Below are 22081 nucleotides of genomic sequence, written 5' to 3'. Positions count from 1 at the left end.
CGCCTAGGCGAGCCGCGCCGGGATCTCCGCGAGCAAGCTCCCGAGCCGTTCCGCCAGTGCCGCGCCGCAGCCCAGCAAGGGCGCGCGCAGCTCGTCGCCGATCAGTCCCTGGCGCGCCAGGCCGGCCTTGACCGGCGCCGGGTTGGGTTCGGCGAAGGCCGCACGGATCAACGGCAACAGCGTGAAGAAGTTGGCCCGGGCCGCTTCCAGCCGGCCCTCGACGACCTGCCGGTGAAGCGCGACGAAGCGCTGTGGGTGCAGGTGCGCGGAGGCGGCGATGGCACCGCTGGCGCCCAGGCAGAAGGCGTTGAACATTTGCAGGTCTTCGCCGGCGAGCACCGCCACCTGGCCGTCTGCCAGCAATGCCAGGGTGTTTTCCAGGCTGCCGCCGCAGTCCTTGATCGCGGCGATGCGCGGGTGGTCGACGATCCGTCGCAGGGTTTCCAGTTCCATGCGCACACCGGTGCGATAGGGAATGTCGTAGACGATCAGCGGCACGCTGGACGCGTCGGCGACCCCATGGAAGAAGCGCACCAGCGCCTCCTGGGAGGGGCGGATGTAGTAGGGCGCCGGCACCAGCAGGCCGGCGAGCGGACGCTCTAGCACTTCGCGCTGGAAGGCCAGCAGTTGCGCCTGGTTGTTGCCGGCCAGCCCCATCGCCACGCGCTCCGGCGCCACCCGTTCGAGCACGGCGTCGAGCAATTGCAGCTGTTCGCCGTGTTCGAGCGCCGCGGCTTCGCCGGTGGTACCGCAGACCACGACCCCGGCGACACCGGCATTCAGCAGGTGGTCGAGCAGGCGCGGCAGCGCGGCGAAGTCGATCTCGCCATGGCGGAACGGCGTGACCAGCGGGACCCAGATACCTTGGAACGATGACATGACTCTCTCCTGGTGGCTGACCGTCTTGTCGGCGTCAGGAGGGCGGAAGGGGTTCGGCGGGAGGCGGGAGCGCCTGCGTGTCCTGTCAGCTCACCTGACGGGACAGCACGCCCCGGTCAAATGAGCGACTGTTTCTTCGATTTCTTCGCGGCAACGGCACGGCCCCGAGCCTTGGCGCCGGGGCCAAGCGGAAAACGCTCGAAGTCGAAGGACAGGGACATGCCGTGGAATACCGGAAAAAGGGGGACGGGCAATTTCTACGGGCTGCGCGGCGCGCTGTCAACCGCGTCGCGGGTTCAGGCCAGTTGCGCCGGGTCGAGCATGTCGCTTTCGAAGGTCATCCAGCCGCCGTTCTCGCTGGCCGCGCCGTCGAGGATCGGGCCGTAGTAGGTGAGGCCGATGGTCAGGCTGAAGCAGATGTGGGTAGCGTTCTCCGGGGCGTCCAGCTGGCCTTCGAAGTGCAGCTTGAGCACGCCCGGCTCGACGCTTTCCAGGCCGATGGCGACGTTCGGGTTGTCCACGGCCTCGCTTTCGCGGCCGCGTTGCTCGGCGCTGACGGTGAGGGTCACGGTGTCTCGGTACATGTCTTGCTCCAGTTGGCGTGGGGCCGGCGTCGCCAGCGCGGCGGACAGACTACTGGCAGACGCGCCGGCTGGCCAGTGCTGGCTGCGGTAGGCGCCGCGCGGGGCCTGGGAATCATTCGCCGGCGGCGCAGTCCAACTGCGCATCACCAACCGACCCCCGAGGGGATGATGAAGCTACCCGTGCTCGCTGTATTGGGCGCCGCGCTGCTGTTGAGCGCCTGCGCGAAGAAGGAGGCCGAGGCCTGTGCCTCGCCGGACGTGAAGGACCAACTGATGCGGATCTTCCTCCAGGGCGCGATCACCGAGCGCTCGCCGGAGTTCAAGGACAGCGCGCTGCGCGACGTGGCGATCCTCGAGAAGGATCCCGACAGCGGCGTGCTGTCCTGCGTCGGCACCCTCAGCGTGCCGGCCGGCCAGCAGGTGGTCGAGGGCGTCCTGCAATATCGCATCGCCCCGGTGGCCAAGTCCGACTACGACTACCTGCTGCTGGATACCGCCGGCGCCAACACCACCGCCCTGGCGCAGCGCCTGAACAAGGCGCTCGGCCAGTGATCGCGCGCCTCGCTCAGGGTACGCCGTTGCGGCCGTGGGCGAGGAAGCCGGGACGGGCGCCGAGGCGCTCGTAATAGGCGCGCACCGCTGGCAGCGACGGATGCTCGAACGGCGTCTCGTACCAGCGGTTGACCGACAGGCCGATGGCGATGTCGGCCAGGCTGAAGGTCTCGCCGGCGACATAGGCGCCGGTGCGTAGCAGTTGTCCCTCGAGGATTTCCATGAAGCCCGTCCAGCCGCGCAACGAAGCCTCCACCTGGGCCGCGTCGCGGTGCGCCGGCGACTGCCGGACCAGGCTCATGAAGGCATAGCTCCACGAGCGGTTGAGGTCGGAGGCCTGCCAGTCCAGCCACTGGTCGACCCGCGCGCGCGGCGCCGCCTGCTGCGGATAGAGGCGTTCGCCGGCATAGCGGTTGGCCAGGTAGCGGATGATGCTGTTGGATTCCCAGAGCACCAGTTCGCCGTCGCGCAGCACCGGCACCATGGCGTTCGGGTTGAGGGCGAGGAACTCCGCCGCGTGGGTGTCGCGGAAGCCGCTGCCCCAGTCTTCGCGGCGGTAGGGCAGGTCCAGTTCGGCGCAGGTCCAGAGCACCTTGCGCACGTTGATCGAAGAGGCCTTTCCGAGAATCTCCAGCATGGCGATGGCGCGTCCTTGGGCGGATAGGAAGGCTCCGAGTATACGGGCCGATCCCGCCGACGGGGAACGGCTCGAGCGGGGGCGCCGGCTAGGCGCCGCTGGCTTGCCGGCGGCCCGGGCGGCGGCGCGCCCAGAGGGCGAAGTAGAGCCAGCCGATGACGAACGATGGCGCCACGCTCGCCAATGGATGCGGCGTGCCCGAGAGCCAGTGCAGCGCGGCCATCGGTGCGGTCAGCAGGAGCACCACCAGCAGGGGCGCCTGGCGTTGCGCAAGGCCGTGGCGGCGGCCGAGACATTGCAACAGGTACAGGCCGAAGCGCGTCGCCAGGAGACTCGCGGCGCCCTGGAGCAGGGCGGCGACGCCCATCTCGGCCAGGCCGCCGTCCTGGTTGGCATAGGCCGCCCAGGCGCCGTAGAGCACCGCGGCCGGCAGCGCCGCCAGCCACGGGTCGTCGGAGCGCTGCGCGAGTCCGCTCACCGGATGATCCTCTGCTGCACGTAGGGTTCGGCACCGGGCGCGAGGCGGACCATGCAGAGGATCTGGTCGCTGCTGCCGACGTGGGCGACGAAGTGGTCGTTGGTCCTGGCGTGGCTGGACATCGCCATGCGCGGGAAGAAATCCGGGGCGACGCTGCGTTGCCCGCCGGGTATCAGGCCGGTTTCCGCATCCAGACGCAGGTTGGCGGACAGCGTGCCGACCACGTCGAGGGCCAGGTCGACCATGTCCGGGTTCTGGCGCGGCGCTTCCAGGTCCGGGTACAGCGTCGCTCCCGGAATCCGCGCGCTGAGGGCGCGGAACATGTTGTAGACCACCGGGTTGTAGGTCTTCGCCACGATCAGCGGCGGCAGCCCGCCGTTGCGCTCGCTGACCTGGCGCAGGAAGAACTGGTTGATCCGCTTGAACAGGCTGGTGCGGTGGTAGCGGTCGACCACCATCGCCGTCCACAGGTAGAGGAAGCGCGTCGAGCCGCGGACGAAGTCCTTCGCGCCCAGGATGCCAATGATCCGTTCGCCCTCCGGGTCGGTCGCCAATACCAGGTGGTCGTAGGTCTCGAAGATATCCGGCTGGTTGCCGAAGTATTGCAGCACGTCGAACTGCGGCATTCCCTCTTGCAGGTCGGCGACTATCTTGCGCTTGAAGCCCTCGGGGAACTGCCGTTCGCGGCTGGAGTAGTCGAGGTCGAAGGCGTTTTTCTGCGGATCGCTGGTCATGGTCGTGGCTCGCCGGAGGAAGAGGCTGAAGGGCGCAGGACCAACTGGCGGTCCGTCGCGTCGGGGGCGTCGTCGGCGATACGGATGTACGCGCCGCGGGCCCAGAGTTCGTTGAGGTCGGTGGCGCCGTCGAACGGCAGGCCGGAGTTGCGGGTGGACAGCGCGTAGCGCGAGTTGTCGAAGTCCGCCAGGTCGATGACCATCCGCAGGGTCGCGGCGATCCGGGTGTTGAACGGGTTGGCCGGGTCGCTGTAGTCGAAGCGCCCGACGTTGACGCTGAAGTTGTCGCCGCCCTTGTTGTTCTTCAGGTCGAACAGCGCGCGCAGCGGGGTCTTGTGGAAGGGCACGTGCTCGGCGAGGGCGGCGTGCGCCTCGCCCCACTTCCAGCCGCTCGGCGCGCTTCCGTGGGCGGCACGCAGTTCGTCGAGGGCGCGGCGCAACGACTGGTTCAGCTTGAGGTCGCAGCCTTGTTCCTGGCCGCACCAGAAGCGCAGGTCGGCCTGGCCGTCGAGGATCAGCCGGAGGAATCCGTCGTAGTTGCGCTGGTTCCAGCCGCTGGCCAGCAACTGCGTGCCGATCCTCGGTTGCAGCAGCTCGCGGGTGAAGGCGCGTACCCAGTAGCCGGCGATCAGTGGCGCGGCCAGGTCGGCGGCGGCCTGGTGGTTCCAGCCCTGGAGCAGGGCGAAGGCCTCGCTGGCGCGCAGTTCGGGGTCGCTGACCTGCTCCAGCATCTTCGGCAACAGGCTCGCCATCACGCTGGAGAACTCGTCGTTCTGCAACTCCAGGCTGTCTTCCAGGGTGCGCTGGCCGGGGCCGCCGAGCCACTCGCGGATGCGGTCATAGCGGTAGGGCAGGACCCAGTCGTGGCCGAAGTCGAAGGCATTGTCGGGCGGCACGATGCGCTGGTTCGCCGTGGCGATGAACCCTTCGCGCGGGTTGAGGCTGCGTGGCTTGGCGCTTTCCGGAACGTAGCCGACCCAGTCGTAGCGGCTCTCCCAGCCGGGCGAGGGGGCCAGGCCATGGAGGTCGTCGTCGGCGCCGCGGAGCGGTACGCGACCGGCGGAGACGTAGCCGATGTTGCCCTCGACGTCGGCATAGACCATGTTCTGCGGCGGTACGCCGAAGTCGGCGGCGGCGTCGAGGAACTGTTCCCAGCCTTCGGCCCGGTTGATCGCCAGCAGGCTCGGGAAGGTCTTGTCGTGACGGTCGAGGCCGGTCCAGGCGAGGGCGATCACCAGCCGGTCGCGCTGCGCCTGCGGCAGCCGCGCCGGTTCGTAGATGTCGCTGATCACCGGGCCGTGGCGGGTGCTGCGGACCTCCAGCGAGACCGTCTCGCCGTCGCGCACGGTGATGCGTTCCAGGCGCGTCTCGAAGGGCCGGTAGCCGTCCGGGGTCAGGTAGCGCCGCGGGTCCTGGGGATCGACGCGCTCCAGGTAGGCGTCCTGGATGTGCGAGCCGGTATTGGTGTAGCCCCAGGCGATGCGCTGGTTATGGCCGATGACGAACAGCGGGGCGCCGGCGAAGTTGGCGCCGGTGAGGCTCAGGCCGGGGATCTTCAGGCTGGCCAGGTAGAAGGCCGCCGGGTTGGTCAGGCGCAGGTGTGGATCGTTGGCCAGCAGCGGCTTGCCGGTGGCGCTGCGGCTGGCGGAGACCACCCAGTTGTTCGAACCGATGCCTTCGACGTTGGAACCGGGCAGTTGCCCCAGCAGCTTGCCGGCGTCCGGCGTGCCGCGCAGGGAGCGGTACAGGCTGGCGTAGTCGCGGGTGGCCGGCGGCCGCTCGCCCGGATAGGGGGCGAACACCTCGTTGATCCGCGCCAGGTCCAGGTGCTCGGCCAGCGCCAGGCGCTGCAACTGCATGCCCAGGTTGGCGCTCAGGGTCCAGGAATAGAGCAGGTGCAGGGACAGGCTGTCCACCGGCCCCCAGGGCCCCGGCCGTTCGTGGCGCACCAGGCTGAATTCCAGCGGCAGCGCCGCCGGGGCCAGCTCCAGGTAGGCGTTGATCCCGTCGCTGTAGCGTTGCAGCAGGACGCGCGTGGGCGCGTCCAGGTTGGCGTAGATGCCCTCGGCGGTGCGCCGGAAGCCCAGGGTGCGGGCGAACCTGTCCATCGGCAGGGTCTTGGCGCCGAACACTTCGGAGAGCGTCCCGCCGGCATAGCGGCGGGCGAACTCCATCTGCCACAGGCGATCCCTGGCGTGGCTGTAGCCGAGCAGGAAATAGCCGTCCTTCAGGCTCTGCGCGCGGATATGCGGGACGCCGGCGGCGTCCCAGGCGATCCGCCCCTCGTGTTCCAGGCCATGGCCGACCTGGATCTCGCCGTACTTGAAGCCCAGCGGGACGGCCAGCAGGTAGACCGCGCAGGCCAGTAGCCCCAGCAGCAGGCCGCCGAGGGACAGGCGCCAGGCGTAACGTGCGTTCTTCGACATCGCTTCGAGTCTCCACGCCGACGGGTCAATAGACCCGCCGGTTCCGGTCCGCATGGCGACTGACGAAGAACACCAGCGAGACGCGCTCGCCGGCGGTCACCCGCTGGACCTCGTGGGGATAGCTGCAGTCGCTGATGATCACCGAGCGCGGCTCCGGCTTGATGTCGTTGCGCAGGTTGCCGTCGCGGTCGTAGACCACGAACTGGCCGCCGGAGAAGTAGGTGCCGAGCTGCAGGACGATGGAATACTGGTAGTCCGGGTTGCTGTCGGTATCCAGGTGCCGGCCGATGAACGAGCCGGCCTTCATCCGGTTCACCTGCATGCGCCGGACGTAGAAGGCGTCGTCGCCCATCAGCTTGCGGAACAGGCTCATCACGTTGTCGTTGCAGACGCGCGGGATGATCAGCTCCGACAGCGCATGGTTGACCACCGTGGGACGGTCGCGGTCGGTCATGAAACGGGCCACGTAGAGGTCGTTCTCCTCGTCGGCGTCGCCGATCAGGATCTTCTCCCACGGCAGGGTCGAGTTGGCCAGGACCTGGTTCATCAGTTCCCAGTCCTGCTCGTCGTAGAGCGCGTCGCTGGGGGTGATATAGGCGCAGCCGTTGGCTGCCAGGCTCTGGGTGATCTGGGCAATCTGAGTATTCATGGGGTTTCCTGTGTGATCAGGCGGTAGCCTGGGATGCGGGTTGGTTGGTGTGGGGCTGGTTGGCGGCATCGGTCTCCGGAGCGAGCCGGGCATGGTTCTCGCGGTACCAGTCGACGATTCCGAACGGGTCCGACTGGCCGCGGCAGAGGTGGTCGCGCAGGATCAGGAAGTTCTCCCACATGCCCCAGGTCTCGGTCATCGGGCCGAACTTCGAGGGGCGCGCCTCGTTGGCCGCGCGCTCCGGCGCGATGCGCCAGAAGTTCACTCCCGGCTTGCGATGGTGGAAGTCGTGGCTGGGCAGGTCCTGCATGAAGGAGAACACCCGCAGCGGGATGTCGATCAGCAGCACGCCCAGGCTCCAGCGAACGAACGCCAGGGCGAAGGCCAGGCCCTGCTTGTCGGCCGGGTAGGGGCGGCCGAGGAAGCGTCCCCAGCTCAGCGAGCCGTAGTGCAGGAAGCGCGGCAGGCCGTGCTCGTTGCGGGCGAACCAGAGGTGCTCGGAGACGTGCTGGATCCACGACGAGTACTGGGTGAGGATGAAGATCGGGAACAGGTAGAACAGCGCGAATGCCTCCAGGTAGCCGCTGGCGTACACCAGGCCGAGCAGCGCGGCCCAGTAGAGCGCCCGGCTGACGCGCTCGTGGCGCGGGGCGGAGACGAAGCTGACGTCGAAGCGGAACTTCAGGTGCTCGAGGATCCGCGCCGGATGGAAGGGCGCGAGCACCAGGCGGGTCCAGAAGGCGCTCTCGGACATGCCCTTGTAGAAGCCGTGCTGCTTCATGAAGACCAGGTCGACGTCGTGCTCGGTATTGAAGGTGCGTACGCTGTGGTGTTCGTTCACGTGCAGCTTCACGTACTCGTCGCGCGGGGTGTGCAGGATCGGGATCGACAGGATCCACTTGCAGGTGAAGCGGGCCAGCGCCTTGTTCTCCAGGCTGGCGCCATGGGTGGTGTAGTGGAAGGTATGGAGGAAGCCGCGCTGGCGGTTGACCACCAGGCACATGATCAGCGCGCCCAGCAGGCACTTCAGCCACAGTGGCTGCTGCGAGGCGAGCAGTTGCTGGCCGTAGATCACCGCGAGGAAGAACACCGCGTAGCCCCAACTGATGTGCAGGTAGAGCTGCCAGGGCTTGAGCAGGGTGTCTTTCGGCCGTCGCGGCGGGCGGTCGTTCAGCGACTTGCCGGTGACCCAGGTCCAGAACGGCTGGCAGGGCAGGTCCTTGTAGGTACGGCGCACGTCGATGCCGTATCCGTACTTGGAGTATCGGGTCTTGAACAGTTCATCTTGCATGGCGCAGGCGCTCCCTCGTTACAGGTAGTCGGTTCGGATGTAGAGCGTCGGGACGGTCGCGAAGAACGAGTAGAACGGCTCCATCCGGTAGTGATCGACGGCCAGCACGACGAAGTTGTCGAAGCGCTCGCCGAAGAGTTTTCCCATCAATGCGTACTCGGCGGCCTGGGAGACGAAGCTGGCCCAGATCTGCTCGCGCGACTGGCTGGCGAACCATTTCTCGTAGAGCGGCAGGCGCGACAGGAAGATCGATTCCAGGGCCGGGTAGTCCAGCCCGGTCTGGCCGTAGTCGCCCTGTTCCAGGCGCTGGACGATCTCGCCGTGGGCCCTGTGCCAGCCGTCCTCGCCGCCGCACATCTCGAAGAACGAGCAGGTCGCGGCCGGGCAGGGCAGGGCCCCGGCGATCCGCTCGAGCTGGCGCTCGACCTTGCCGAGGAAACCCTCGCGGGTCTCGCCGGTGGCGGGGTTGCGGTTGAACGATAGGTACTCGAACTCGCCGCCGAGGATCGCGTGGCGGATTTCCACCTGGCGCGCCCTGGCCAGCTCCGCCACCGCCTGGCCGGCGCTGACCAGCTTGGCGCCGGCCAGGCCGGGCTGGTCGCCGACTCGCTCGAAGGTGTAGCGCGGCTTGCCCTCGGCATCGCTGGAGTGCGAGTAGTCCGGGCATACCGCGCTCACCAGGTGCAACGGACGGCCTTCGCCAGCGGCGCGCTCCAGCGCCTCAACCAGGCCGCGCAGGGCCCGCTCGCTGGGCGGCATGACGTTGCCGGCGGCCAGCCAGCGCTCGATGTCGCGAGCGTGGCGGTCGAGCTGCGGGATGTCCGGATGCTTGAGCTCCAGCTCGCTCTTGGCGTTGACCGCATCGGCCAGGAGCAGGGTGGTCAGGGACGGGATGCGTCCCTTGCTCTTGAATCGGTGGATGTTGGTGACCACCGAGTTGCCCTGGCGCAGCTTGAAGTCGAATTCCTGGTGGCGCGACTGGAGGATCAGGTAGAACAGGTAGTTGCTGAACGGCAGCTCGCGCGCGCCGTGGGAGATGCGCAGCTCCAGATACCTGCGTTTCAGTTCGCCGAGGCGCGTTTCCAGTTGCGCATAGGTATGGTCGGGGACCACTTCGGCGAGGGGGAGGCCATACGAGATGGATTTCAATATGTTCCGGCTGAGACGGGAATCGATGTCTGGAATCATGGCGTTCACCTGACGTCGGGCTTGACCAGGACGGGAGCGGGCTGGGTTTTTCCGGGGAGGCTGTGCACGTCGCGGAACAGCAGCATGTCGACGAACTGCTGCTCCTTGTCGCCGGCGAAGCCCTGCGGCTCGTCGATGCGGCGGGGGTTCTCGTAGGTGCCGAACAACATGTCCCAGATCGGGAAGTCGCTGTAGTTGCACTCGTGGCGGTCGCGCTGGTGGTGGATGCGGTGCATCTCCGGGCGCTGGAACAGGTAGCCGAGGACGTGCGGGGTGCGCAGGTTCGAGTGGTAGAACATCTCGCCGAGCGCGGCGAACATGATGTAGTAGGCGCCGGCCTCGATGCTGATGCCCATCACCACGTAGGCGACGAAGCTGCCCAGCAGCGAGTTGAAGACCATCTCGGTCGGATGCTTGTAGAAGGAGGTGAATACCTCGATGCGTTGCGGCGCGTGGTGCAACTGGTGGAACAGCCGCCAGAGCGTGTCGTTGGCGTGGCGCGCGCGATGCCACCAGTAGGTGACGAAGGTGTTGACGAAGTAGGCGGCGAAGCCGGCCAGCAGTGGTGGCAGGGCATCCGAGGTGTGCAGCAGGCTGTGCCCCATCATCCATTTGTTCCAGGTGATGCCGGCGAGCAGGGCGATCGACACCTGGACGATGTTGAGGAAGATCACCCGGGCCACCCAGGTGCTCACCTTGGGCAATTTCCAGCCGGGAACCAACTGTTCCAGCATGAAGATGAATAGCGCCACTCCGATCAAGTAATAAATCATATTTATCTCCTCTTCCTTAGGGGCGGACGCCATGCGGAACTTTCATCGATACGAAAGGCCAGCGTCCTGTTTATTGTCTGAAGCACTTCTCGGCAGGCTGCGGTTATCGCTTCGCTATATTCGGAAGGCGATCTCGGTCAGGCGTGGATAGCTTGTCCATGGTCGAATGGAGCGCTCTTTTTAATTGCCTCAGAATGCGCTTCGTGAAAATCGGCACGGACAATGAAATGCCTGGTCGAATTAAATTGTCACAGCCCGGCAGGGACAACCTGCCCTTCCGGGCAGGTATCTGCGGAGAGATAGGGGGGGAAGTATGTAGTTGCCATTTCTGGTCCCCGGGGAGCCTCGTCGACGAGGCCCGCCATGGGCCAAGGTTTGTTGTCGGGAGGCTCTCCCGACGACGATGGAGCGTGCGAGAAGAACAATGAGAAAGACCGCCGTGAGGCCCATCGGAGAGCCGTTCTACGGTTTCCGCAAAGATCCGGGGCGCCGTCCCCTCCAGCCCAGCGCAGTTCCTGCGCGGCGCCTCGTGTCCGTGCTCATCGAGAAGTTCTCTTCAGCCTCGTTTCGTCGTCGCCCGGCGGGCGGCGAATGGGCTCGACCTCGTCCGGAACACCCGCACAGGGCCGGTGGCGATATGTACTTCCAGGTCCGGCTTGATAAAGGGAATTGTCATGAGTGGATAAGACGGAAACAAAAAAGAATAAAAACGCTGAAGAACCGAATCCTGCCGGGATCGATTGTTGACTGGTGAAGCTGGCATGCATGATGAGAGAGAGGGATATCTCGAGGTTTTGTCAAGAATAACAACCGAGGAAGAGTTCTTCTCCCTGGTTCTCGAGATATGCGGTAATTATGGATTCGAATTCTTTTCATTCGGTGCGCGGGCGCCTTTCCCGCTGACCGCACCTAAATATCATTTCTTGTCCAATTACCCAGGGGAATGGAAAAGCAGATATATCTCCGAAGACTACACATCCATCGACCCGATCGTGCGCCATGGTCTCCTGGAATACACCCCGCTGATCTGGAATGGCGAAGACTTCCAGGAGAACCGTTTCTTCTGGGAGGAAGCGCTGCATCACGGCATCCGTCACGGCTGGTCGATCCCTGTCCGCGGCAAGTACGGGCTGATCAGCATGCTGTCCCTGGTGCGTTCCAGCGAGAGCATCGCCGCCACGGAAATCCTGGAGAAGGAATCCTTCCTGCTCTGGATCACCAGCATGCTGCAGGCTACCTTCGGCGACCTGCTGGCGCCGCGCATCGTCCCGGAAAGCAATGTGCGCCTGACCGCCAGGGAAACCGAGATGCTCAAGTGGACCGCGGTGGGCAAGACCTACGGCGAGATCGGCCTGATCCTGTCGATCGACCAGCGCACGGTGAAGTTCCATATCGTCAATGCGATGCGCAAGCTCAACTCCAGCAACAAGGCGGAGGCCACCATGAAGGCTTACGCCATCGGCCTGCTCAACTGAATCGACGCCTCGTCGCCTAGCGAGGCCGCCGCGCAAGCGTCCGGCCATTCACCGAATGGCCGGATAGCGTTTGCGCCGGTCGCCTGAGCGCAGCCTTCCCACCGGCAGCGTTTCCCCGCTGCCCCCTTCGCCATTGCGCCCGTCCTCCTGTTGTCCGGCACGCTAGTGCAACTTTCCGGGCGCTTGGCAAACCGGCCAAAGAATAGAACGGAATCGTTGCCCCACACCTGTAATTTTTAAGGGGTTATGGCTATTGCAAAAAAGCGTTTATAAGTTTGTCCCCTGTCAAATCTGGTTACAACTGGGTTTCAGGCGAAACATTCGGTCATGGCAATTCGGCATTAGTTGAAACTTTGGAGACGCTCCGAAGCGGGCAACTTTTGCCCGGAAAAAGCTTCACGGCAATTTCTCCGGCCTGTCATCCCGATGTCTTCTTTCCGGTATGAATGCCAGTCGATTCGAACTGGCGGAGATTCGCACCATGCGAGAGTACCAACGGTTGAAAGGGTTTACCGACAACCTGGAATTGCGTCGGCGCAACCGTGCCACGGTCGAGCACTACATGCGCATGAAGGGGGCCGAACGGTTGCAGCGGCACAGCCTGTTCGTCGAGGACGGCTGCGCCGGCAACTGGACCACGGAAAGCGGCGAACCCCTGGTTTTTCGGGGCCATGAGAGCCTCAGGCGGCTCGCCGAGTGGCTCGAGCGCTGCTTCCCCGACTGGGAGTGGCACAACGTGCGGATCTTCGAGACCGAGGATCCGAACCACTTCTGGGTCGAGTGCGACGGGCGCGGCAAGGCGCTGGTCCCGGGGTATCCGGAGGGCTATTGCGAGAACCACTACATCCATTCCTTCGAACTCGAGAACGGCCGGATAAAACGCAATCGCGAGTTCATGAACCCGATGCAGAAATTGCGTGCATTGGGAATAGCCGTTCCACAAATAAAACGTGACGGTATTCCCACCTGATTAATGTTTATTCCAATTCAAGAGGAGATATGACGATGCTCGATAATGCCATTCCCCAAGGTTTCGAAGACGCCGTGGAGTTGCGCAGGAAGAATCGCGAGACGGTGGTCAAGTATATGAACACCAAAGGCCAGGATCGCCTGCGCCGCCATGAACTTTTCGTCGAGGACGGCTGTGGCGGTTTATGGACCACCGATACCGGCTCGCCCATCGTCATTCGTGGCAAGGACAAGCTGGCCGAGCACGCGGTGTGGTCGCTGAAATGCTTCCCGGATTGGGAGTGGTACAACATCAAGGTCTTCGAGACCGACGATCCCAACCACTTCTGGGTCGAGTGCGACGGCCACGGCAAGATCCTCTTCCCCGGGTATCCCGAGGGCTACTACGAGAACCACTTCCTGCATTCCTTCGAGCTGGACGACGGCAAGATCAAGCGCAACCGCGAATTCATGAACGTCTTCCAGCAATTGCGCGCCCTGAGCATTCCGGTCCCGCAGATCAAACGCGAAGGCATTCCCACCTGAGGCCATCCTGGAAGGGGTGAACTATGGACGATCTATTGCAACGCGTACGGCGCTGCGAAGCGCTGCAGCAACCCGAATGGGGCGATCCGTCGCGCCTGCGCGACGTGCAGGCGTACCTGCGCGGCAGTCCGGCGCTGATCCGCGCCGGCGACATCCTGGCCCTGCGCGCGACCCTGGCGCGGGTCGCCCGCGGCGAGGCGCTGGTGGTGCAGTGCGGCGACTGCGCCGAGGACATGGACGACCACCATGCCGAGAACGTGGCGCGCAAGGCCGCCGTGCTGGAACTGCTGGCCGGCGCCCTGCGCCTGGCCGGCCGGCGGCCGGTGATCCGCGTCGGGCGCATCGCCGGGCAGTACGCCAAGCCGCGTTCCAAGCCGCACGAGCAGGTCGGCGAGCAGACCCTGCCGGTCTATCGCGGCGACATGGTCAACGGCCGCGAGGCCCATGCCGAGCAGCGCCGGGCCGATCCGCAGCGGATCCTCAAGGGCTACGCGGCGGCGCGCAACATCATGCGCCACCTGGGCTGGGACGCCGCGTCCGGGCAGGAGGCGAATGCCTCGCCGGTCTGGACCAGCCACGAGATGCTGCTGCTCGACTACGAGCTGTCGATGCTGCGCGAGGACGAGCAGCGCCGGGTCTATCTCGGTTCGACCCACTGGCCGTGGATCGGCGAGCGCACCCGCCAGGTCGACGGCGCCCATGTGGCGCTGCTGGCCGAGGTGCTCAACCCGGTGGCCTGCAAGGTCGGCCCGGAGATCGGCCGCGACCAGTTGCTGGCGCTCTGCGAGCGCCTCGACCCGCGCCGCGAGCCGGGGCGCCTGACGCTGATCGCGCGGATGGGCGCGCAGAAGGTCGGCGAGCGCCTGCCGCCGCTGGTGGAGGCGGTGCGCGCGGCCGGGCACCCGGTGATCTGGCTGAGCGACCCGATGCACGGCAACACCATCGTCGCGCCCTGCGGCAACAAGACCCGCCTGGTGCGCAGCATCGCCGAGGAGGTGGCGGCGTTCCGCCTGGCGGTGTCCGGCTCCGGCGGCGTGGCCGCCGGGCTGCACCTGGAGACCACCCCGGACGACGTCACCGAGTGCGTCGCCGATTCCAGCGGCCTGCACCAGGTCAGCCGGCACTACACCAGCCTCTGCGATCCGCGGCTGAACCCCTGGCAGGCACTCAGCGCGGTGATGGCCTGGTCCGGCGCAGAAGCGATCCCGAGCGCAACCTTCCCCCTGGAGACCGTGGCATGAGCGGCATTCCCGAAATCACCGCCTATCCCTTGCCGACCGCCCAGCAGTTGCCGGCCAACCTGGCGCGCTGGAGCCTGGAGCCGCGGCGCGCGGTGCTGCTGGTGCACGACATGCAGCGCTACTTCCTGCGCCCGCTGCCCGAGAGCCTGCGCGCCGGACTGGTGGCCAACGCCGCGCGGCTGCGCCGCTGGTGCGTCGAGCAGGGCGTGCAGATCGCCTACACCGCCCAGCCGGGCAGCATGACCGAGGAGCAGCGCGGCCTGCTCAAGGACTTCTGGGGGCCGGGCATGCGCGCCAGTCCGGCCGACCGCGAGGTGGTCGAGGAGCTGGCGCCGGGGCCGGACGACTGGCTGCTGACCAAGTGGCGCTACAGCGCCTTCTTCCACTCCGACCTGCTCCAGCGGATGCGCGCCGCCGGCCGCGACCAGTTGGTGCTGTGCGGCGTATACGCCCACGTCGGGGTGCTGATCTCCACGGTCGACGCCTACTCCAACGACATCCAGCCGTTCCTGGTGGCCGACGCCATCGCCGACTTCAGCGAGGCGCACCACCGCATGGCCCTGGAATACGCCGCCAGCCGCTGCGCGATGGTGGTCACCACCGACGAGGTGCTGGAATGAACGCCCTGCCCACATCGCTGTTGCAGCGCCTGCTCGAACGGCCGGCGCCGTTCGCCTTGCTCTACCGCCCGGAAAGCAATGGCCCGGGCCTGCTCGACGTGATCCGCGGCGAGGCGCTCGAACTGCACGGCCTGGCCGACCTGCCGCTGGACGAGCCCGGCCCGGGCCTGCCGCGCCATGACCTGCTGGCGCTGATTCCCTACCGGCAGATCGCCGAGCGCGGCTTCGAGGCGCTCGATGACGGCACGCCGCTGCTGGCGCTGAAGGTCCTGGAGCAGGAACTGCTGCCGCTGGAGCAGGCCCTGGCGCTGCTGCCGAACCAGGCGCTGGAACTGAGCGAGGAAGCTTTCGACCTCGACGACGAGGCCTACGCCGAAGTGGTCGGGCGGGTCATCGCCGACGAGATCGGTCGCGGCGAAGGCGCCAACTTCGTGATCAAGCGGCGCTTCCAGGCGCGCATCGACGGCTACGCCACGGCCAGCGCGCTGAGTTTCTTCCGCCAGTTGCTGCTGCGCGAGAAGGGCGCCTACTGGACCTTCATCGTCCACACCGGCGAACGCACCCTGGTCGGCGCCTCGCCCGAGCGACACATCAGCGTGCGCGACGGCCTGGCGGTGATGAACCCGATCAGCGGCACCTACCGCTACCCGCCGGCCGGGCCGAACCTGGCCGAGGTCATGGAATTCCTCGACAACCGCAAGGAAGCCGACGAGCTGTACATGGTGGTGGACGAGGAGCTGAAGATGATGGCGCGGATCTGCGAGGACGGCGGCCGGGTGCTCGGTCCCTACCTCAAGGAGATGGCGCACCTGGCGCACACCGAGTACTTCATCGAGGGCCAGACCAGCCGCGACGTGCGCGAGGTGCTGCGCGAGACGCTGTTCGCCCCGACCGTCACCGGCAGCCCGCTGGAAAGCGCCTGCCGGGTGATCCGCCGCTACGAGCCGCAGGGTCGCGGCTACTACAGCGGGGTGGCGGCGCTGATCGGCGGCGATGGCCAGGGCGGGCGCACGCTGGACTCGGCGATCCTGATCCGCACCGCCGAGATCGAGGGCGACGGCCGCCTGCGCATCGGCGTCGGCTCGACCATCGTGCGTCACTCCGATCCCCTGGGCGAGGCGGCGGAAAGCCGGGCCAAGGCTTCCGGGCTGATCGCCGCGCTGAAGAGCCAGGCGCCGCAGCGCCTGGGCTCGCACCCGCACGTGGTGGCGGCGCTGGCCAGCCGCAACGCGCCGATCGCCGACTTCTGGCTGCGCGGCGCCAGCGAGCGCCAGCAGTTGCAGGCCGACCTGTCCGGACGCGAGGTGCTGATCGTCGATGCCGAGGACACCTTCACCTCGATGATCGCCAAGCAGCTCAAGTCGCTGGGCCTGACGGTGACCGTGCGCGGCTTCCAGGAGCCGTACTCGTTCGACGGCTACGACCTGGTGATCATGGGCCCCGGCCCGGGCAACCCCACCGAGATCGGCCAGCCGAAGATCGGCCACCTGCACCTGGCCATCCGTTCGCTGCTCAGCGAGCGCCGGCCGTTCCTCGCCGTGTGCCTGAGCCACCAGGTGCTGAGCCTGTGCCTGGGCCTGGACCTGCAACGCCGGCAGGAGCCCAACCAGGGCGTGCAGAAACAGATCGACCTGTTCGGCGCCGCCGAGCGCGTCGGCTTCTACAACACCTTCGCCGCGCGCGCCTTGCAGGACCGCATCGAGATTCCCGAGGTCGGCCCGATCGAGATCAGCCGCGACCGCGAGACCGGCGAGGTCCATGCCCTGCGCGGGCCGCGCTTCGCCTCCATGCAATTCCACCCCGAATCGGTGCTGACCCGCGAGGGTCCGCGCATCATCGCCGACCTGCTGCGTCACGCGCTGGTCGAGCGGCGGCCCTGAGCCAGGAGAGCCCATGCACAGATATGTCGTGATAGACGCCTTCGCCAGCGAACCGCTGCAAGGCAACCCGGTGGCGGTGTTCTTCGACTGCGACGACCTCAGCGGCGAGCGCATGCAGCGCATGGCGCGGGAGATGAACCTGTCGGAGAGCACCTTCGTGCTCCGCCCGCAACAGGACGGCGACGCGCGCATCCGCATCTTCACCCCGGTCAACGAACTGCCGTTCGCCGGCCACCCGCTGCTGGGCACCGCCATCGCCCTGGGCGCCGAGACCGACAAGGACAGGCTGTTCCTGGAGACCAGGATGGGCACCGTGCCCTTCGCCCTGGAGCGCCAGGACGGCAAGGTGGTGGCCTGCAGCATGCAGCAGCCGATCCCCACCTGGGAGCACTTCAGCCGCCCGGCCGAGCTGCTCGCCGCCCTCGGCCTGAAGGGCTCGACCTTTCCCATCGAGGTCTACCGCAACGGCCCGCGCCACGTGTTCGTCGGCCTGGAGAGCGTCGCCGCGCTGTCCGCGCTGCACCCCGACCACCGCGCGCTGTGCGACTTCCCGGACCTGGCGGTGAACTGCTTCGCCGGCGCCGGGCGGCACTGGCGCAGCCGCATGTTCTCGCCGGCCTACGGCGTGGTCGAGGACGCCGCCACCGGTTCCGCCGCCGGGCCGCTGGCGATCCACCTGGCGCGCCACCGGCAGATCCCCTACGGGCAGCAGATCGAGATCCTCCAGGGCGTCGAGATCGGCCGGCCGTCGCGCATGTACGCCCGCGCCGAGGGCGCCGGCGAGCGGGTCTCGGCGGTGGAAGTGTCGGGCAACGGCGCGGCCTTCGCCGAAGGCCGGGCCTACCTGTGAACGGGCAGAACGGAGGAACGCCGTGATGGGCGTCAACGCGAACATTTCCGAGTCCCTCACCGGGACCATCGAAGCCCCTTTCCCGGAGTTCGAGGCGCCGCCGGCGAACCCCATGGAGGTGCTGCGCAACTGGCTGGAACGCGCCCGCCGCTATGGCGTGCGCGAGCCGCGGGCACTGGCCCTGGCCACGGTCGACGGGCAGGGCCGGCCGTCGACGCGGATCGTGGTGATCGCCGAGCTGGGCGAGCGCGGGGTGGTGTTCGCCACCCACGCCGATAGCCAGAAGGGCCGCGAACTGGCGCAGAACCCCTGGGCCTCGGGGGTGCTGTACTGGCGCGAGAGCAGCCAGCAGATCATCCTCAACGGCCGCGCCGAACGCCTGCCCGACGAGCGCGCCGACGCCCAGTGGCTGAGCCGCCCGTACCAGACCCACCCGATGTCGATCGCCTCGCGGCAGAGCGAAACCCTCGCCGACATCCACGCCCTGCGCGCCGAAGCACGGCGCCTGGCGGAAACCGACGGCCCGCTGCCGCGCCCACCGGGCTACTGCCTGTTCGAACTGTGCCTGGAGTCGGTGGAGTTCTGGGGCAACGGCACCGAGCGGTTGCACGAGCGCCTGCGCTACGACCGCGACGAAGGAGGCTGGAAGCACCGCTACCTGCAACCGTGACGACACCGCTGCGCCGGCGTTTCATGGCGGATAACCGCAAGCGGTTATTCGCCCTACGCGGCCTCGGAGCCCATCCAACCGCACGCGGTCATGCGTACCGCGGCCTCGGAGCCGGGTCGTAGGGCGAATGACGCCACCGGCGTTATCCGCCGCTGCGCCGGCGTTTCATGGCGGATAACCGCAAGCGGTTATTCGCCCTACGCGGCCTCGGAACCCACCCAACCGCACGCGGTCATGCGTCCTGCGCGGACTCGGAGTCCGGCCCAGACGATGTTCGGGGTTGGACGCCGTAGCCGAATGCCCGGCGCAATCCGCCGATCGCCTGTTGCCGATCCATGCCGCGCACGGCCGGTGGATCGGCGCGTTCGCAGAATTCGCGCCAGACGAACAGGGTCAGCTCGGCGCCATCGGTAAGGGGGTCGGCGGTCGGCACGCCGAACTGCTGGAGCGTCCGGTAGCGCGTGTCCTCCCAGAACAATTCCTCGACCCAGTCGTACAGTGGAATCAGGTGGAAATGCACCGGCAGGCCGGGCATGTGGCCGTAGCGGCCGACATAGATGCGTCGCGGCCGCAGCAGCGTGTCCATTTCGCGTTCGACCCTGGCCAGCAGCGGCCCGAATTCGGCGAGGGCCTGTTCCGGCAACTGGTGGAAGGCCGTCGCCAGTTGCCGCGAGCCGAGCATGCAGTAGCCGGGCAGGGCCGAGTCGATCCGCTGGTTCAGCGTCCAGTGGCGGGTCTGGTGGATGATCAGCTCGGGCGGGATATGCATGGACGGCGCTCCGCAGATGGGGCGCCCACTGTAACCCGTCGTCAGGGAAGATCCAGCCCGGTCTTGCGCCGTTTCATTTCGTCGATGCGTTGTCGCAGCGCCAGGCGCTGGGCTTCCGGCTTGGCCAGCCACCAGTCGCGCACCGCCGAGTTGTCGTAGCGCGTCAGCCAGGCGGGGAAGCGCGCCATCTGCGCTTGCGGAAAGTCGTTGGCGCGGCCGCGCAGGTAGTGATCGAAGAAACCCAGCACCAGGGCGTTGGGAGCCTGGATGAGGACTTCCGTCGGTGCCGAGCCGAGCAGCCCGTCGCGCAGCGGCCGGCGGATGAACAGCGGATTGTCGGTAAGCCCGGCATGGGCCGAATCGCGCAGTACCAGGCGATGAATGTCCTGGCGCTGGCCGGCGTGCTCGAAGCGTTCGTAGGAAAAGTCGTTGAAGCTTCTCGGGCGGGCCGGCGGTTCGATGCCGAACAGCCGGTAGAAGTTGCCAAGGTCGGCGTGCAGCATCAGCAGCGGTGCCGGGAGATCGCTATCGAAGGGCGCGAAGTCGAAGTCGCCGCCATCGAGGTTGACGGCCGCCGCGCAGCGTCGGTCGACCATGCAGACCGCGCCGGTGGCCGAGCCGCCGAAGGACATGCCCATCTCGCCGGTGTGCGCGAAGTCGCTGGCGGCCACCAGGTCGGCGACCCTGTCCGGGACCTCGCCGGCCTGCAGGCGGTCATGGACGAACAGGCGGTCGGCCAGCCATACCGGCGCGCTGAGGTTGACGGCGCGGTTGGCCGGGGCGGGCAGGTCGAGGGCGGTGTGCAACTGGCCGTCGAGGCGCTGGTCGAGATCGTCGCTGACATAGCCCTGGCGCATGGCCTGCGGCAAGCCGTCGTGGGCGGCCCGGCGCAGGTGTTCGACCAGCCCGGGGTCCATGGGCAGCAGCGTGCCATCGGGCAGGCGGGTCGGCGACGCGTCGCCGCTGTGCTGGATGGCGTAGACCGCGTAGCCGTGGCTGGCCAGTTCTTCCATCAGGGTCCAGTTGCCGCCGGCGAAGGCGCTGTAGCCATGGCTGTAGAACACCACCGGCAGGCGAGCGGAATCGTCGCGCAGCGGGGCGTCCGGATAGGAATTGGTGCGCAGGTGCTTGAGGTAGGCGAGCAACGGCGGAAAGCCGAGTATTTCACCGAAGCCCCGCGCGGTGCTGCGCGCCTCGCCTGGATCGAAATAGTGACGCGGCGCGGCGCCGGCGATCGGGCGTGCCGGGTACCAGGCGCGTACCAGCAGGCGCCGCGGCTGCCCGGCCGGGGTGCCGAGCAGGCCGGGCCGGCTGGGGTCATCCAGTTCGAAATCGCGCACGCCGACCGCATAGGGGCCGCTCGGCGCCGGCAGCGGCGCGACCGGGAACAGGTACAGCGCGGCGATTGCCAGCAGCACCAGCAGGCCGTACAGCGAACCGGTCCGGAACGGCAGGCCGCGCTCGGGCTTCCGGCGCAGGCAGGCGCCGAGCAGCAGGGAGAAACCGGCGAAGGCGCCGACGCCGGCTTGCCAGCGGTCGTCCCATGCAGCGTACAGGCCGGCGCCGAGCGCCAGCGTCGAGGCGAGCGCCAGCAGGCCACGGTGGCCGGGCAGGGCGGGTATCCACCAGGCGAGCAGGGCCGCCAGCAGGGTCGCGACCAGCAGCAGGTCGACAGCGGTCATGGTGCTTCGCTCCTCGTTTCCACGGGGCGCGTCGGTTGGCTCGGCCAGAACGCCGCCAGCGCCAGCAGCAGACCGACCAGCGCGTAGGGGGCGCGGCTGTCCAATTGGTGGAGCAGCGTGCCGAGCAGCGGCCCGCTGATCAGGCCGAAGCCATGTACGGCCACCAGGGTGCCGGCGGCGGCACCCTGTTCCTCGGCGCGCACGGCATTGGCGTTGAGCGCCGAGACTGCCGGGAATACCCAACCCATGCCCGCCGCGGCGACGAAGAAGGCCAGCCAGAGCAGCGGCGGCGAGTCGGCGAAGCACACGGCGGCGAAGCCGATGGCGGCGACCAGCCCGCCGACCCGGATCAGTCGCGGCGGTGGCCAGTCCAGGCGGCGCACCAGGAGCTGGGCCAGGATCAGCGCGACGCCCACTGCGGTCAGGGCGATGCCGGCCACCCGCGCGGCGTCGGCGGAATCCAGGCGCAGCCGGTCGAGGGCGAAGAAGCCCACGGTGATCTGCGCCACGGTGACGCTGAACATCGCCACGAAGCCCACCGCCAGCGGCCGCCGCAGGCGGCGGTCGCCGATCGCCAGGGCGGCGCCGCGGTTCGGCTGGCGACGCTCCTCGCGCGGCAGCCAGCGCCAGAGCGCCAGCAGGGCGACCAGGGGCAGCGCGCCGGTGACCAGCAACGGCAGGACCAGCCCGTGAGTCGCCAGGAGTCCGGCCAGCCCCGGCCCGATCACCATGCCTATCGCGCTGGCCGCGCCGAGTCCGGCCAGCGCCGCGGCGCGTCGTTGCGCCTCGACGTGATCGGCCACCAGTGCCGCCGTGCAGGCCGGCACCGCGGCGTAGAAACCGCCGGCGAGGCCGCGCAGGAGAACGATACCGGCGAAGGCGAGCAGGGTCGGCAACGTCCAGTGCAGGGCGAGCACGATGAACAGGCAGAGCGAGCCGTAGGAGAGGGCGAAGCCGGCCAGCCCGCCGAGCAGTATCCGCCGTCGCCCATGCCGGTCGCTGGCGATGCCCCAGGGCCGCGCCGCGAGCATCCAGGCGATGCCGCCGACGGTCACCGCGGCGCCGGCCTGCCAGGGCGCCAGGCCGAGCTTGCGGGCGAGCGGGCCGACCAGGGCGACGAAGGACATCACCGCGAGGGTGCAGACGAAGGTCTCGAACATCAGCGGACGCAGGTCCAGGGTGTTGGCGGAGGGCGGCGGGGTGGTCATC

General features: G+C 67.6%; 22 protein-coding genes. 9 read left to right on the top strand and 13 right to left on the bottom strand.

From position 1 onward, the window contains the following. Positions 1–3 precede the first annotated feature (3 nt). On the bottom strand, positions 4–879 hold the full coding sequence (gene dapA / locus ACI766_RS16290; RefSeq protein ID WP_003160094.1) for a 4-hydroxy-tetrahydrodipicolinate synthase: 876 nt from the start codon (positions 877–879) through the stop codon (positions 4–6). 296 nt (positions 880–1175) lie between these two features. After that, the gene (locus tag ACI766_RS16285; protein WP_003088136.1) at positions 1176–1463 is read right to left on the bottom strand and encodes a hypothetical protein; all 288 of its coding nucleotides are present in this window, start codon (positions 1461–1463) and stop codon (positions 1176–1178) included. A gap of 165 nt (positions 1464–1628) precedes the next feature. Here ACI766_RS16285 and ACI766_RS16280 point away from each other — a divergent pair, with 165 nt between their 5' ends. Beyond that, positions 1629–2015, top strand: coding sequence for a hypothetical protein (locus ACI766_RS16280; protein ID WP_003115740.1), 387 nt, complete (start codon positions 1629–1631; stop codon positions 2013–2015). A gap of 13 nt (positions 2016–2028) precedes the next feature. Here ACI766_RS16280 and ACI766_RS16275 read toward each other — a convergent pair whose 3' ends face one another. The 8 genes from ACI766_RS16275 to ACI766_RS16240 form a co-directional block, all read right to left on the bottom strand. After that, entirely contained in the window at positions 2029–2652 is a 624-nt protein-coding gene (locus tag ACI766_RS16275) for a glutathione S-transferase family protein (RefSeq protein WP_003088140.1), read from the bottom strand. 88 nt (positions 2653–2740) lie between these two features. Continuing rightward, positions 2741–3130 carry a hypothetical protein gene (locus ACI766_RS16270; protein WP_003122803.1) on the bottom strand — a complete coding sequence of 130 codons (390 nt, stop codon included), beginning with the start codon at positions 3128–3130 and terminating at the stop codon, positions 2741–2743. Then, on the bottom strand, positions 3127–3864 hold the full coding sequence (locus tag ACI766_RS16265) for a hypothetical protein (RefSeq protein ID WP_003102703.1): 738 nt from the start codon (positions 3862–3864) through the stop codon (positions 3127–3129). The genes ACI766_RS16270 and ACI766_RS16265 overlap by 4 nt, the downstream gene beginning before the upstream one ends. Then, positions 3861–6290: a penicillin acylase family protein gene (locus tag ACI766_RS16260; protein ID WP_012614268.1), complete on the bottom strand. Its 2430-nt coding sequence runs from the start codon at positions 6288–6290 to the stop codon at positions 3861–3863. The genes ACI766_RS16265 and ACI766_RS16260 overlap by 4 nt, the downstream gene beginning before the upstream one ends. A 25-nt stretch (positions 6291–6315) precedes the next feature. Continuing rightward, positions 6316–6939 carry a 2OG-Fe(II) oxygenase gene (locus tag ACI766_RS16255; RefSeq protein ID WP_003088147.1) on the bottom strand — a complete coding sequence of 208 codons (624 nt, stop codon included), beginning with the start codon at positions 6937–6939 and terminating at the stop codon, positions 6316–6318. A 16-nt stretch (positions 6940–6955) separates the two neighbouring features. Beyond that, on the bottom strand, positions 6956–8230 hold the full coding sequence (locus ACI766_RS16250) for a fatty acid desaturase (RefSeq protein ID WP_003102695.1): 1275 nt from the start codon (positions 8228–8230) through the stop codon (positions 6956–6958). 18 nt (positions 8231–8248) lie between these two features. After that, positions 8249–9418 (bottom strand): hypothetical protein, encoded by a 1170-nt coding sequence (locus ACI766_RS16245; RefSeq protein WP_003088150.1) that lies wholly within the window; start codon positions 9416–9418, stop codon positions 8249–8251. Between the two features lie 5 nt (positions 9419–9423). Then, complete coding sequence (locus ACI766_RS16240; RefSeq protein ID WP_003102692.1) at positions 9424–10191, bottom strand: sterol desaturase family protein; 768 nt, start codon at positions 10189–10191, stop codon at positions 9424–9426. A gap of 761 nt (positions 10192–10952) precedes the next feature. Between ACI766_RS16240 and qscR the strand changes: the two genes are divergently transcribed. The 8 genes from qscR to phzG all read left to right on the top strand — a co-directional run bounded on the left by qscR (position 10953) and on the right by phzG (position 18421). Further along, positions 10953–11666 (top strand): quorum-sensing transcriptional repressor QscR, encoded by a 714-nt coding sequence (gene qscR, locus ACI766_RS16235; protein WP_023104278.1) that lies wholly within the window; start codon positions 10953–10955, stop codon positions 11664–11666. 481 nt (positions 11667–12147) lie between these two features. After that, a complete protein-coding gene (gene phzA, locus ACI766_RS16230; RefSeq protein WP_003450170.1) occupies positions 12148–12636 on the top strand; it encodes a phenazine biosynthesis protein PhzA in 489 nt (162 codons plus the stop codon). A 35-nt stretch (positions 12637–12671) separates the two neighbouring features. After that, complete coding sequence (gene phzB, locus ACI766_RS16225) at positions 12672–13160, top strand: phenazine biosynthesis protein PhzB (protein WP_003115119.1); 489 nt, start codon at positions 12672–12674, stop codon at positions 13158–13160. Between the two features lie 23 nt (positions 13161–13183). Beyond that, the gene (gene phzC / locus ACI766_RS16220) at positions 13184–14401 is read left to right on the top strand and encodes a phenazine biosynthesis protein PhzC (protein WP_003093621.1); all 1218 of its coding nucleotides are present in this window, start codon (positions 13184–13186) and stop codon (positions 14399–14401) included. Further along, positions 14398–15021 (top strand): phenazine biosynthesis protein PhzD, encoded by a 624-nt coding sequence (gene phzD, locus ACI766_RS16215; protein WP_003093625.1) that lies wholly within the window; start codon positions 14398–14400, stop codon positions 15019–15021. Before phzC ends, phzD begins: the two co-directional genes overlap by 4 nt. Next, positions 15018–16901 (top strand): phenazine biosynthesis protein PhzE, encoded by a 1884-nt coding sequence (phzE, locus tag ACI766_RS16210; RefSeq protein ID WP_003117653.1) that lies wholly within the window; start codon positions 15018–15020, stop codon positions 16899–16901. The genes phzD and phzE overlap by 4 nt, the downstream gene beginning before the upstream one ends. Positions 16902–16914: 13 nt before the next feature. Further along, positions 16915–17751, top strand: a complete 837-nt coding sequence (gene phzF, locus ACI766_RS16205; protein WP_003093628.1) for a phenazine biosynthesis protein PhzF — start codon at positions 16915–16917, stop codon at positions 17749–17751. Positions 17752–17776: 25 nt separating this feature from the next. Then, a complete protein-coding gene (gene phzG, locus ACI766_RS16200; protein WP_003112073.1) occupies positions 17777–18421 on the top strand; it encodes a phenazine biosynthesis FMN-dependent oxidase PhzG in 645 nt (214 codons plus the stop codon). 232 nt (positions 18422–18653) lie between these two features. Here phzG and ACI766_RS16195 read toward each other — a convergent pair whose 3' ends face one another. Genes ACI766_RS16195 through ACI766_RS16185 form a run of 3 tightly spaced genes read right to left on the bottom strand, consistent with a single transcriptional unit; the run spans position 18654 to position 22080 of the window. Beyond that, positions 18654–19190 (bottom strand): HIT family protein, encoded by a 537-nt coding sequence (locus ACI766_RS16195; protein WP_014603028.1) that lies wholly within the window; start codon positions 19188–19190, stop codon positions 18654–18656. A 41-nt stretch (positions 19191–19231) separates the two neighbouring features. Continuing rightward, positions 19232–20872 (bottom strand): dienelactone hydrolase, encoded by a 1641-nt coding sequence (locus ACI766_RS16190; protein ID WP_076938964.1) that lies wholly within the window; start codon positions 20870–20872, stop codon positions 19232–19234. Then, positions 20869–22080: an MFS transporter gene (locus tag ACI766_RS16185; protein ID WP_023128953.1), complete on the bottom strand. Its 1212-nt coding sequence runs from the start codon at positions 22078–22080 to the stop codon at positions 20869–20871. The genes ACI766_RS16190 and ACI766_RS16185 overlap by 4 nt, the downstream gene beginning before the upstream one ends. Position 22081: the final 1 nt, after the last annotated feature.

This window comes from Pseudomonas sp. DL (assembly GCF_047199225.1).
Taxonomy (GTDB): Bacteria; Pseudomonadota; Gammaproteobacteria; order Pseudomonadales; family Pseudomonadaceae; genus Pseudomonas; species Pseudomonas aeruginosa.
Note: the sequence above shows the minus strand (reverse complement) of the source record. Positions and strands in the feature narration are given on the sequence as shown.